The sequence below is a fragment of the Lysinibacillus cavernae genome, from assembly GCF_009724685.1.
Taxonomy (GTDB): Bacteria; Bacillota; Bacilli; order Bacillales_A; family Planococcaceae; genus Lysinibacillus; species Lysinibacillus cavernae.
The window spans coordinates 365,212-378,338 of record NZ_WMEF01000001.1; the positions used below are offsets into that span (position 1 = coordinate 365,212).

Consider the following 13,127-nt stretch of genomic DNA (forward strand, 5'->3'; position numbering starts at 1 on the left):
GATGTCTATATTTCACGGGATGAATACCACTGCCTCTGCTTTAACAGCGCAACGGTTACGCATGGATGTCATTTCATCCAATATGGCAAACATGGATACTACTCGCGCTCGTCAAGTTAATGGGGAATGGGAACCATATCGTCGCAAGTCTGTGACATTATCAGCACAAGAAGGACGATTTTCAAATTTTTTAAATGTAGCACTTGGTAAAGATGCAAAAAGTGGTGTTGGTAATGGTGTAAAAGTTACTCGAATTTCTGAAGATCAAGAAACACCTTTCAAACTTGTTTATGACCCAACTCATCCGGATGCAAATGCAGATGGTTATGTTAATATGCCAAATGTTGATCCATTGAAAGAAATGGTAGATTTAATGTCAGCTACTCGTTCCTATGAGGCGAATGTAACTGTATTTAACGCGAATAAATCGATGCTTACAAAGGCTTTAGAGATTGGTAAATAAATAAGGAGAGAGGAAGATACATAATGACTATTTCGTCCGTTTCGCTAATGACACCTACTCAGGTTGTAAATGAAACAAATAAACTTAATACAACACCTTATGAAGCTCAACAAAGCTTCGCGAACTCGTTGAAAGAAGCAATAGCAAAAGTGAATGATCAGCAAATAACTTCTGATACGTTTACTCAAAAGCTAATTAAAGGTGAAAATGTGGAGTTGCACGAAGTAATGATTGCTTCACAAAAGGCGAGCGTTACATTAAACGCAACAATTGAAGTTCGCAATAAGGTGATTGAAGCTTACCAAGAAATAATGCGAATGAGTGTTTAATTTTATTAATCTAGATAAAGAGGCTTCTTTATCTAGATTAATAACCACTAATTTAGTGGACTCATTATGTTCGCAAATTATTGATGGCTAGGTTATTCACTATAACCGGAGGATTCATAATGAATGAACGATTGACGAAAATAAAAAACGACACCAGTCAATTTTGGACAAGTCGAAGTAAAAAGCAAAAAATAGTTATGATTGGCTCCGTAGTAGGCGTAATCGCAATAGCAGCAATTGTGACGTTTTTTGCTTCAAAAACTACATATGTTCCACTTTATAAAGATTTATCAACAAGAGAAATCGGGCAAGTAAAGGAAGCGCTAGATTCCCAAGGTGTGACCTATGAAATCGCTCCGGGTGGAACGTCTATTTTAGTGCCAGAACAGCAAGTAGACTCCTTGTTAGTACAGCTGGCTTCAGAGGGATATCCTCAAACAGGTACAATTGATTACTCATTTGCGAATAGTTCAGGATTTGGTATGACAGATAATGAGTTTAACTTGTTAAAAAAAGCAGCTACTGAAACTGAAATCGCTAAGCTTTTCAAAAATTTAGAAGGTGTAAAAGATGCGAAAGTAATGATTACTGTTCCTGAAGAGGGGGTATTCGTTACAGATGTTCAAGGAGAGGCAACGGCGTCTATTGTTTTAAATACAGACCCAGGCTATAAATTTACAGAACAGCAAATTACTACTATGTATAATTTGGTGTCAAAAAGTATACCAAATTTAAAAACAGAAAATATTGTGATCTCTAATCAATTCTCAGAGTACTTTGATTTGAATGCTGCTACTACTGATGGAACTTCCACAACGACAGCTGAAGGTCAATTGCAAATGAAAAAGTTAGTCGAGCGTGATTTACAACGTCAAGTGCAAAATATGCTAGGAACGTTGATGGGACAAGATAAAGTGATGGTTTCTGTCACAACGGATATTGATTTCAAGAAAGAAAATCGTGAAGAAAACCTTGTGACACCTGTTGATGAGGAGAATATGGAAGGTATCGCAATTAGTGCTCAACGAATTACTGAGCAATATTCTGGTACAGGAGGAGCAGCAGCCGCTGGAACACCTGAAGCTGAAACAACTACTGATAACTTCACTACTTATAACGAAGGTACAACAGGTAACGGTGATTATGAACGTACAGAGGAAACAATCAATAATGATGTTAACCGTATACGTAAAGATATCCAAGAAGCCCCTTATAAAATTCAAGATATTGGAATTCAAGTCATTGTTGAACCACCGACAGCGACAGATGCAGCGTCATTACCAGACGGTGTTCAAGAAGATATTGAGAAAATTTTAAGCACAATTGTTCGTACAACGATTTCAAAAGACGTGGCAACAGAACTTACACAAGAGCAAATTGATGAAAAAGTGGCAGTATCTGTACAACCGTTATACGGTAAGGCGACAGAAGTTGCTGACGAAAAACCAGTCATCCCATGGTGGGTTTGGGTCATTGGCGGTATCTTATTAGCTGTTATCTTATTGTTAGCATTCTTTATTATCCGTTCTCGTAAGCGTGCGAAGGAAGAAGAAGAGCTAAGTATCCTAGAAGAACAAGAAGAATTAATGATTGATGATATTAATGAAGAAATTGAAACGGAAGCTACAATGCGTCGTAAGCAACTTGAAAAAATGGCCAAAGAAAAGCCAGATGATTTTGCGAAGTTACTGCGTAGTTGGATTGCTGAAGACTAACTAGGAGGTTCGGCTGTGTCCAAGAAAGAAAAGGAATTAACCGGAAAACAAAAGGCCGCTCTCTTGTTAATTTCATTAGGGCCTGAGGTTTCCGCTTCTGTCTATAAACACTTAACAGAGGAAGAAATTGAACGTTTAACATTAGAAATTTCAAGTGTAAAAAAAGTAGAATCAAACGTCAAAGAAGAGATTATCGAAGAATTTCATAATATCGCATTAGCGCAAGACTATATCACACAAGGTGGTATTGGTTACGCCAAAACAGTATTAGAAAAAGCGCTTGGTGTGGAACAAGCGCAAACGATTATAAATCGTCTAACATCTTCTTTACAAGTGCGTCCGTTTGATTTTGCACGAAGAGCTGATCCATCTCAAATCTTTAACTTTATCCAAAATGAGCATCCACAAACAATAGCCCTGATTCTCTCTTATTTAGAGGCAGGGCAAGCGGGTGTTATTTTGTCTTCATTACCACAAGAAGTACAAGCTGACATTGCTAAACGTATTGCGGTCATGGAGTCGACTTCACCAGAAGTTATTAGTGAAATTGAATCTGTGTTAGAGCGTAAACTATCGTCAACAGTTACACAGGATTACACTGAAACTGGTGGTATTGATGCAGTCGTTGAAGTATTAAATGGCGTAGATCGACAAACAGAAAAAACAATTCTCGATGCCCTCGAAATACAAGATCCAGAACTTGCAGAGGAAATCAAAAAACGTATGTTTGTGTTCGAAGATATCGTTACGCTCGACAACCGTTCCATTCAGCGTGTTATTCGTGATTGTGAAAACGAAGACTTATTACTTTCAATGAAGGTATCAAGTGAAGAAGTAAAAGATATTATTTTCCGCAATATGTCACAACGTATGGCTGAAACATTTAAAGAAGAAATGGAAATTATGGGACCTGTACGATTACGTGACGTAGAGGAGGCACAATCCCGAATAGTTGCCGTTATTCGTCGTCTAGAGGATGCTGGAGAGATTATTATTGCTCGTGGTGGAGGAGATGACGTCATTGTCTAGAATCATCCGTTCTATTTACACACAGTCCGATAGCGATAATGTCAAGGAAATACAAATCCGTGATATGTTTGAACCGATTCAAGTAGCTCAAGATGAAATCTCGTCTCAGCATCAACCGACGATGGCAGAAATAATGGCAGAACGAGATCGCTTACTTGCAGAAGCTAGAGCTGCTCTGCAAGCAGAGCGTGAGATGTTTGAGCAAGAAAAGTCTCTACACTTCCAAGAGCTTGAACACATAAAGCTAGGTTGGGAAGAAGAAAGACCGAATCGAGTTCAAGAAGCTTATGATGAGGGATTTGGACAAGGCTATGAAGATGGTGTAAACAAGGCCAATGAAGCGATGGCCAAGTCACTTCAAACAGCAAACGAAGTAATTATTCAAGCGACAGAAAATGCACAAAAATATATTGATGATCAAGAAGCGGTGATTTTAGAGTTAGGCCTAACCGCTGCAGAACGAATTATAGGCACTTCATTAGAACATAATCATGAGTTGTTTGTGTCAATTGTTCGCAGAGGGTTGAAAGAAGCGAGGGAGATGAAAGAAATTAAAATCTATGTCTCGCCAGCTTATCATGCTTTAATTACTGCCAATCGTGATGAATTAGCAGAAATGTTCCCAATCGATGTACCATTTATGATTTTTGTTAATGAAGATTTGGACAATGAAACGGATTGCTATATTGAAACGAACCATGGTCGAATTGTTGTTAGTATTGATGAACAATTGAATGAACTTAGATTGAAGCTACATGAAATATTAGAGAGTAAGGAATGATCTAGATGAAAACGGCTCAATTAATCGAACATATTCCTCATATGCCAACTTTTAAAAAGTTTGGTAGAGTAACTAGAGTTGTCGGCTTGATGATTGAGTCGCAAGGTCCAGATAGTTCCATAGGTGATGTTTGTAAAATTCATGTGGAAACTGTAAACAATGGTCACCAAATCATATTAGCAGAGGTTGTTGGTTTTAAAGATGAAATTGTTGTCTTAATGCCATTCACCTCTTTACGTGAAATATCTATTGGCTGTCTTGTTGAAGGGACTAGTGCTCCACTAGAAGTAAAAGTGGGGCCGGAATTAATTGGAAAAGTGTTAGATTCTATGGGAAATCCAATTGATGGTTCCATATTGCCAAAGGGGCTAATGACAGTCCCAACTGAGCAAGACCCACCGAATCCACTAACTCGTCCACCGATTGATCAAAGACTAGAAGTGGGTGTGAAGGCAATTGATGGCATGTTAACGGTTGGTAATGGTCAACGTGTTGGTATTTTCGCTGGTTCTGGGGTCGGAAAAAGTACGTTACTAGGTATGATTGCGAGAAATACCCAAGCGGATTTGAATGTAATTGCTCTAATAGGAGAGCGTGGTCGTGAGGTTCGTGAATTTATCGAGCGTGATTTAGGCTCTGAAGGTTTAAGACGTTCCATTGTCGTTGCAGCCACTTCAGATCAACCCGCACTTATGCGGATTAAAGGAGCATTTACAGCAACAGCAATCGCCGAATATTTTAGAAATCGAGGCTTAAATGTCATGTTGATGATGGATTCCGTTACACGTGTTGCCATGGCACAGCGTGAAATTGGACTTGCGACAGGCGAACCACCTGCGCAAAAAGGATATACGCCATCAGTATTTGCGATATTGCCTAAATTACTAGAACGTACAGGAACCAATGAAAAAGGTTCAATAACAGCGTTCTATACCGTATTAGTAGATGGTGACGATATGAATGAACCAATTGCTGATACTGTGCGAGGGATTTTAGATGGCCATATTGTATTGGATCGAAACCTCGCCAATAAAGGTCAATATCCAGCCATAAATGTTTTAAAGAGCGTGAGCCGTTTGATGAATCATGTTGCAGAGCCAGAGCATAAAAAAGCGGCTGAACGATTAAGAGAACTTTATTATACATATGACAAATCTGAGGATTTGATCAATATTGGCGCTTACAAAAGAGGAACGTCGAAAGAAATTGATGAAGCAATTAATTATGAACCGCTCATTACAACTTATCTTAAACAAGGCTACTTAGACAAAGTGACATTAGAAGAAAGTGTCAATGAGTTAATAACATTATCGAACGGTGGTGCAAGATAGATGGTCAGTTATGTGTATCGTTTTGAAAAGGTGTTAACCATTCGTGAGCAAGAAAAAAACGAAACTGAAATGGCTTATAAAGAATCTGTCCGTTCTTTTGAAGAAATAGCAACCAGATTATATGATTTGCTAAAAAAGAAAGAAGACCTAATCGCGTTTCAGCAGGAGCGCTTAACCATCGGCTCATCTATTGATGAAATTCATCACTATAGTCGTTTTATTGATAGTCTTGAAAAAACAATTGCAGATGTGCAACAGAAAGTAATACAAGCTCGTGCAAAAATGAATTGGCACGAAGAAAAATTATTAGAAAAAAACTTGGAAGTACGTAAATTTGAAAAAATGAGAGAAAAGGATTTTAAACAATTTCAACAAGAGCAAGATCGTGTAGAAAGCCTTTTTTTAGATGAAATTTCATTGCAAACGTATAACAAGAGAGAAATCAGGTGATTTCATGGCAAAAAAAGACAACCGATTGACAGCAGAGTTAGCAGAAGTGCAACCAAAGAAAAAAACGGGGGGCTTCCTAAAGTTTTTTTCTTGGATTGTACTACCAATTATGTTTGTAGTAGCAGTTTTACTTGTTGTGGCAACGTTAATGAATACGAATGTCTTTGATTTAGGAAAAAAGGCAATAGGTAGTTTACCTTTTGTTCCATCAGAAGAACAACAAGCAAAAGATGCAGTCGTTCAAAACGACTCTAAAATAGTCAATTTACAGGCAGAGATACAAGACAAAGAAGCAGAAATTACACAGCTACAAAAAAAATTGGATACTACAACAACTGAAAAAGAGAAGTTAATGACAGAAAAAGAACAGCTTCAATTTGAAATTGAAAAATTAAATCGAGAGCAAGATGATGTAAAGCGTGATTTCAGCGATATTTTATCAACGTTTGATAAGATGTCTCCGAAAGCAGCGGCGCCTGTACTAATCAATATGAGTGATACGGAAGCACTGCGAATTTTAACGAATTTAAAACCTGATAAATTAGCGGCTATTTTAGAGAAAATGGATGCTAAAGATGCAGCAAAATATACGGAACTAATGGCTAAACAATAGGGTGAATGAAAGGAGGTGAGAAAAAGTGGATATAGCAATGATGCAAATGATTACTAAGTCAGTACCTACTAACACTGCAACGACAAAACCTACAACGGGTAGTAGCTCAGAAGGGAAGATCAATAGTATATCAAATAAGGATAATTCATCGAAGTTCGGGTCTGTATTTGGCAAAATAATGTCTTCTACAACTCAAACAAACGAATCTTCACAGGCAACAGCAACAAATGAATTAGCTGATTTACAATCGGTTTTAAATGCTGAGTCAATGGAAGAAGTACTAGATATACTAGGTATCCCTCACGATGATGGCTTATTAATGCTACAACTTGGTGAAGACGGTAAAGCAGTGGCAATGGATGAAATGCTTAATTTAGAAAATATACTGCATGCATTAGGTATTGATGCAGAGCAACTCCAAAAAATAGTGCAACAGCTATTAGGCGAAGAAAAGGAAGCTAGTGATGTTTGGGAGCTATTAACATTAGTAGATGCGCAAGCACCGATACTACAAGCACAACTAGGCGCTGCGTTACAAGGTGAAGGGCAAGTTACACCAAAAGAGGCAACCCAACTGCTTCAAGTATTGAAGCTGGCACAATTAGTAGGACAGAAAACCGACTTAACAGCTTCTCAAGAAAGCTTGTTAACTACAGTAAAAAGTGTTTTATCATCATTACAAACGCAACTAGGGGAGCTACAGGTAACAACGACTAAAACAACTGTCACATTGCCATTACAAGGCTTCCAACAAGTGGTTCAACAAGTTCAAGTGACGAAGCAGAGTGAGACAAGCACGAATGAAATGGTTACACCACAAACAGTGCAAACAAAACCAGACACATTCCATGTCACATTACCAACTGCCAAACCTGCCCAGTCAGAGGCTTTATTAAAAGAAATGCAAGCCATAATCAATAGAGCACAGATTTCTAATGCACAGGGTATAACACGTTTAACGATTAAACTATATCCAGAAAATTTAGGGACAGTTCGTATTGAACTAGTGCAAAATGATGGTGTTCTAACAGCACGTATACTTGCTTCTACAGCTCATGGACGTGAGTTAATTGATAGTCAAGCACACCAGCTAAAACAGGCTTTTGTTCAGCAGAACATTCAAGTAGATCGACTGGATATTGCACAATCACTACAGGATGCTGATCGCCAACAACGTGATCAAAGCTTCTTCAATAATTTCTTTAAGCAGCAACAGGATGAAGAACAGGAACAAAATGGTAGTGAGGACGAAGAAGGTAAGACCTTTAATGAATATTTAATTAGTGAGGAGGTGTAAAAATGGCAGATACAACAACAAAAGCGACAAATACAGCTATAACAGATGATCTTTACTACTCAAATTATAAAAAACCAACAAAGCAAACAGGTAATAGTGAGCTAGGTAAGGATGCTTTTCTACAATTGTTAATTACACAATTACAGCATCAGGATCCAACAAATCCAATGGATGACCGAGAATTCATTTCTCAAATGGCACAATTTTCTTCTTTAGAACAAATGCAAAATATGACAAAGGCAATGGAGTCGTTATTGGCATCACAGCAACAAACACAAATGATGAGTTATACAACCTTTGTTGGCAAGGAAGTTAAGTGGCATGAAATTACTGAAGAAAAAGATGATAAAGGGAACCCTGTTGTAAATGAAGGAACAGGGGTTATTGAATCGTTAAAATTTGTAGATGGCAATGTAGTGTTCATATTAGCTGGTGGGAAAGAAATAACTCCTGGTAATATTTCAGCCATCCTAGGTGGGTCTGGAACAAATGCCAATGGCGATAATACCGCACAGGAATCCCCACTTGCACAGGCAAGCAAATTGATTGGGAAAAATGTTACGTATAAAGATGGCGATCAAGAACTACAAGGGCGAATCGTCTCTGTATCAAAAAATGATGGCGCTATTTATTACGTATTAGACAATGATAAAAAATTAACGGATAAAGATTTTACAGTCATTAGCGAATAAAGGTGGAGAAAAGTGATGGATAAGTTTTCAATTCATCGTGTACCCTTGCATCCATCTATTCGCACAGCACAACCTACGCCAATTACATCACAGCAATCGTTTAAAGCCCATTTACAGGAAGCTACAAAACAAGAGCTGAAGGTAAGTAAACATGCACATGAACGTATAGTTGAACGTAAAATTGACATCTCTGAACAAGAATGGCAGGTTGTATCGGATAAGGTATTTGAAGCACACTCAAAAGGTGTCAAACAACCATTAGTCTTGATGGATCAAGCAGCTTTAATCGTCAGTGCTAAAAACGCGACTGTCATTACAGCAATGGATCGCACGGAAGCAAAACAACAGTTATTTACAAATATCGATGGCACGATTGTACTTTAAAGGCTGGACCTTCTTATGTAAGGAAGCCTTGGTGATGCTGATTGATAGAGGCACACCTATAAAAAACGAAGGGAGAACGAAAACTTATGTTACGTTCTATGTATTCAGGAATTTCAGGTCTTAAAAACTTCCAAACAAAGCTAGATGTTATTGGTAATAATATCGCAAATGTTAATACGGTTGGTTTTAAAAAAGGTCGTGTTCTTTTTAAGGACTTAATGTCTCAAACACAAGCTGGTGCATCTGCAGCAACAGCTACTCGAGGAGGCGTTAACCCACAACAAGTTGGTTTAGGTGCGCAATTGGCTGCTATTGATACGATACATGGTGGCGGTTCACTACAGGGAACTGGTCGTGGACTTGACTTAGGGATTGAAGGAGATGGCTTCTTCATGGTTGCTGATGCAAATGGAGCTCCAGACCCAGATAGTGGCTTTATTGATGAAGAAGGTTTTAACAATACCCTATTTACTCGTAATGGTGTTTTCTATATGGATAGCAATGGCTATCTAGTCAATGCTGATGGTAAATATCTAGTGGGCGTTACTGCTGGAGATGAAATCGTTATGGAAGCTGATGATGATGGTATCAATCCAGATGATGCACCCGTTGCTTCAGGTGATGAAGGTGCAAACTTATTTGACGATGATGGTGTATTAGACCCTGATGAGGGAGATGTAGGCCCAATTCGTATCCCAACAACGGCTAAAGAGATCCAAATAGGACCTAATGGTACGGTTGAATATGTAGACTTAAACGGAAATCGCAAATGGGCAGGACAGCTCGTTATGGCTAAATTCCCGAACGCTGGTGGTCTTGCTAAAGTTGGAGGAAATTATTATCAACAAACATCTAACTCTGGTGCTGCTTATGCACAGGTAGCCACTGTTGCAGGGATGGGTAAAGTAGTTCCCGGGACTGTAGAAATGTCCAACGTAGATTTATCTGAAGAATTTACAGAAATGATTGTTGCTCAACGTGGTTTCCAAGCAAATACACGTATTATTACAACTTCAGATGAAGTGTTGCAAGAGCTAGTAAACTTAAAACGATAATGATCGTGTAGTCCTTTAATTTATAACGGGCGTATTACAAAACATATTTTCATATGAGGGAGGGTCGGGCCGGCTCTCATACCAGACCCGGCCCTAATTCAATGATTGAACTAACACGTCTTAATGGCAAAGCATTCACATTAAATGCTTTATACATAGAAACAGTCGAATCATTTCCAGATACGACGATTACTTTAACAACTGGAACAAAATTAATTGTTTTAGAGAGTGAAGATGAGGTGCGACAAAAGGTAACTGCCTTTTATAACAATATACAAATACTATCCAACCCGCATCTACGAGGTGAAAAAGATGAAGAATAATAAAATGTTAACGATGATTATTATTTTACTAGTAGCAGTAATACTTGTTGGGGTTATTTTGTTTGTATTGCTTACACAATTTAATAAACCGACAGGATCTGTTGAACCCTCCATTGATGAGATTGTAGAGGCATCAGTGGAAATTCCCGAAATCACGACAAATCTTTCGGATAAAAGAGTTGTGCGCTTGTCATTAAAAATTCAAACGACAAGTAAAGATTCTGCTGCTGAATTAACAAAGCGTGTTTTCCAAGTGCAAAACATTGCCATTCAAGAGCTTTCTGAAATGGAGCAAAAGGATTTAGAAGGTAAGCAAGGGAAACAAATTTTCCAAAAATCATTAAAAACAAGATTGAATGAATTGATGCAAGAGGGAGAAGTTCAGGAAGTATATTTTACCTCCTTCATCACTCAATAAAACAGAAACTGCTTGAAATGGAGGTGGGCAAATGGCAGGAGATGTGTTATCTCAATCCGAGATAGATGCGCTGCTTTCCGCTATATCGACTGGGGAAATGTCAGCAGATGACATAAAAAAGGAGGACGAGGGACGTAAGGTTAAAGTATATGACTTTAAACGAGCGCTTCGATTCTCAAAAGATCAAATCCGAAGTTTGACCCGAATACATGAAAATTTTGCACGATTATTGACAACCTTCTTCTCTGCTCAGCTTAGAAGCTATGTGCAGATTACGGTTGCATCAGTAGACCAAATACCATTTGAAGAGTTCGTTCGTTCGATTCCGAATATGACACTCATAAATGTGTTTGAAGTGCCACCATTAGATGGTAATATATTGATGGAAATAAATCCGAACATTGCCTATTCAATGTTAGATCGTTTAATGGGCGGTAGTGGGGCGAGTCATAGTAATGTAGATAACTTAACAGAAATTGAAACAAAAATTATGACAAACCTTTTTGAACGCTCATTCGACAATTTACGTGAGGCATGGGAAAATGTTGCGGAAATTGATCCAATACTAGTGGAGCTTGAAGTAAATCCACAATTTTTACAAATGATTTCACCTAATGAAACAGTTGTCGTTATTTCGTTAAATACGATTATTGGTGAGACAAGCGGTATGATTAATATTTGTATCCCGCATGTTGTGTTGGAGCCAATTGTTCCAAATCTTTCAGTTCGCTACTGGATGCAAACAAATACAAAAGAGATGTCTCCAGAGCAAACAAAAATGCTTGAAACACGTGTGAAACAAGCTCAATTACCACTTTCAGTTGAATTAGGTTTGACTGACATCACCATTGAGGATTTCCTTACAATGCAAGTTGGCGATGTTATACAGTTAAATCAAAAAATTGAAGAACCTTTACTATTGAAAGTAGGGACATTGCCAAAATTCACTGTTCAACCAGGTAAGCAAGGCAAAAAACTAGCAATCCAAATTATCGACCCTTTGAAAGGAGGAGACGAAGATGAGTGATGAAATGCTCTCCCAAGAAGAAATTGAAGCGCTATTAAGGGGCGAGACGTTGGGGGATAACAACAGCGGCACTGATGCTTCTATAAATGAAGAAATAACTGAAATACGAGTAGAGGATTACCTTGATTCGTTTGCACAAGATGCATTAGGTGAGGTAGGTAATATTTCATTTGGTAGCTCTGCTACAGCACTTTCTGCGTTATTAGGTCAAAAAGTAGATATTACTACTCCAAGTATTTCAATGATTAATCGTAATAAATTAGAAGAGGAATTTCCTCATCCCTATGTGGCTGTACAAGTAGAATATACGATTGGTTTAACGGGTATGAATTTACTTGTTATTAAACAGTCGGATGCGGCCATTATTGCTGATTTAATGTTAGGTGGCGATGGATTAAATCCGAAGCCAGACTTAGGTGAAATTCAGCTAAGTGCTGTTCAAGAGGCTATGAATCAAATGATGGGTTCAGCAGCTACATCAATGTCGACAGTGTTCAACAAAAAAGTGGATATTTCTCCACCAACAATTGATTTAATGAATATCTCACAAGATGAAGGTCGAGAAAATATTCCAGAAGACGATTTACTAGTTAAAGTATCCTTTAGACTAAGAATTGGTAATTTAATTGATTCTAATTTAATGCAATTACTACCGCTTAAATTTAGTCAAAACATTGTAAAATCACTTTTAGGTGAAACAGAATCGATTGAAGAACCTGTGGCTGCAACCATTGCACCTGAGGCACCACCAGTTGCACCGCCGCCTGTTCAACAACAAGCACCTGTAACGCCGCCATCTACGCCGCCAGTTTATCAACAACAGGCAGCACCAATGCAGCAACCTATTTATCAGGAGCAACAACAGTTTGCGCAACCAGCAAGACCTGCACAACCTGTGAATGTGCAACAAGCACAGTTTGCTAGCTTCGATCCAAATGTAATCTCTCAATCTGAAGCTAGAAATTTAAATATGCTACTTGATATTCCATTACAAGTTACTGTAGAGTTAGGACGTACGAAACGTTCTGTTAAAGAGATTTTAGAACTATCAAGTGGTTCGATTATTGAACTAGATAAATTAGCTGGAGAGCCAGTTGATATTTTAGTCAATAGTCGTTTAATTGCTAAAGGTGAAGTCGTTGTTATTGATGAAAACTTTGGTGTACGTATTACAGATGTTTTAAGTCAAGCAGAGCGTTTAAATAATTTAAGATAGTTTT

16 protein-coding genes are annotated in these 13,127 nt (G+C 38.1%); all 16 read left to right on the top strand.

Annotated elements, in window-relative coordinates:
• The first annotated feature begins 1 nt into the window (after position 1).
• The 16 genes from flgC to fliY all read left to right on the top strand — a co-directional run bounded on the left by flgC (position 2) and on the right by fliY (position 13,123).
• Complete coding sequence (gene flgC, locus GJU32_RS01765; protein WP_155590226.1) at positions 2-463, top strand: flagellar basal body rod protein FlgC; 462 nt, start codon at positions 2-4, stop codon at positions 461-463.
• Between the two features lie 23 nt (positions 464-486).
• The gene (gene fliE / locus GJU32_RS01770) at positions 487-792 is read left to right on the top strand and encodes a flagellar hook-basal body complex protein FliE (RefSeq protein WP_155590227.1); all 306 of its coding nucleotides are present in this window, start codon (positions 487-489) and stop codon (positions 790-792) included.
• Positions 793-911: 119 nt separating this feature from the next.
• On the top strand, positions 912-2,507 hold the full coding sequence (gene fliF / locus GJU32_RS01775; protein ID WP_155590228.1) for a flagellar basal-body MS-ring/collar protein FliF: 1,596 nt from the start codon (positions 912-914) through the stop codon (positions 2,505-2,507).
• 15 nt (positions 2,508-2,522) lie between these two features.
• Positions 2,523-3,536, top strand: coding sequence for a flagellar motor switch protein FliG (gene fliG, locus GJU32_RS01780; RefSeq protein ID WP_004269301.1), 1,014 nt, complete (start codon positions 2,523-2,525; stop codon positions 3,534-3,536).
• Positions 3,529-4,317 (top strand): flagellar assembly protein FliH, encoded by a 789-nt coding sequence (gene fliH / locus GJU32_RS01785; protein WP_155590229.1) that lies wholly within the window; start codon positions 3,529-3,531, stop codon positions 4,315-4,317. Before fliG ends, fliH begins: the two co-directional genes overlap by 8 nt.
• Positions 4,318-4,322: 5 nt before the next feature.
• On the top strand, positions 4,323-5,648 hold the full coding sequence (fliI, locus tag GJU32_RS01790) for a flagellar protein export ATPase FliI (protein ID WP_155590230.1): 1,326 nt from the start codon (positions 4,323-4,325) through the stop codon (positions 5,646-5,648).
• Complete coding sequence (fliJ, locus tag GJU32_RS01795) at positions 5,649-6,098, top strand: flagellar export protein FliJ (protein WP_155590231.1); 450 nt, start codon at positions 5,649-5,651, stop codon at positions 6,096-6,098.
• A 4-nt stretch (positions 6,099-6,102) separates the two neighbouring features.
• Positions 6,103-6,711: a MotE family protein gene (locus tag GJU32_RS01800; RefSeq protein WP_155590232.1), complete on the top strand. Its 609-nt coding sequence runs from the start codon at positions 6,103-6,105 to the stop codon at positions 6,709-6,711.
• Between the two features lie 25 nt (positions 6,712-6,736).
• On the top strand, positions 6,737-8,008 hold the full coding sequence (locus GJU32_RS01805; RefSeq protein ID WP_155590233.1) for a flagellar hook-length control protein FliK: 1,272 nt from the start codon (positions 6,737-6,739) through the stop codon (positions 8,006-8,008).
• Positions 8,009-8,010: 2 nt separating this feature from the next.
• Positions 8,011-8,700 carry a flagellar hook assembly protein FlgD gene (gene flgD, locus GJU32_RS01810; RefSeq protein ID WP_155590234.1) on the top strand — a complete coding sequence of 230 codons (690 nt, stop codon included), beginning with the start codon at positions 8,011-8,013 and terminating at the stop codon, positions 8,698-8,700.
• Positions 8,701-8,715: 15 nt separating this feature from the next.
• Positions 8,716-9,084 carry a TIGR02530 family flagellar biosynthesis protein gene (locus tag GJU32_RS01815; protein ID WP_155590235.1) on the top strand — a complete coding sequence of 123 codons (369 nt, stop codon included), beginning with the start codon at positions 8,716-8,718 and terminating at the stop codon, positions 9,082-9,084.
• Positions 9,085-9,170: 86 nt separating this feature from the next.
• Positions 9,171-10,139 carry a flagellar basal body rod protein FlgG gene (gene flgG, locus GJU32_RS01820; protein WP_155590236.1) on the top strand — a complete coding sequence of 323 codons (969 nt, stop codon included), beginning with the start codon at positions 9,171-9,173 and terminating at the stop codon, positions 10,137-10,139.
• 101 nt (positions 10,140-10,240) lie between these two features.
• On the top strand, positions 10,241-10,462 hold the full coding sequence (locus GJU32_RS01825; protein ID WP_008180764.1) for a flagellar FlbD family protein: 222 nt from the start codon (positions 10,241-10,243) through the stop codon (positions 10,460-10,462).
• Positions 10,452-10,880 carry a flagellar basal body-associated protein FliL gene (gene fliL, locus GJU32_RS01830; protein WP_155590237.1) on the top strand — a complete coding sequence of 143 codons (429 nt, stop codon included), beginning with the start codon at positions 10,452-10,454 and terminating at the stop codon, positions 10,878-10,880. Before GJU32_RS01825 ends, fliL begins: the two co-directional genes overlap by 11 nt.
• Positions 10,881-10,911: 31 nt before the next feature.
• Positions 10,912-11,907 carry a flagellar motor switch protein FliM gene (gene fliM / locus GJU32_RS01835; protein WP_155590238.1) on the top strand — a complete coding sequence of 332 codons (996 nt, stop codon included), beginning with the start codon at positions 10,912-10,914 and terminating at the stop codon, positions 11,905-11,907.
• Positions 11,900-13,123, top strand: a complete 1,224-nt coding sequence (gene fliY / locus GJU32_RS01840; protein WP_155590239.1) for a flagellar motor switch phosphatase FliY — start codon at positions 11,900-11,902, stop codon at positions 13,121-13,123. Before fliM ends, fliY begins: the two co-directional genes overlap by 8 nt.
• The last annotated feature ends 4 nt before the right edge of the window (positions 13,124-13,127 follow it).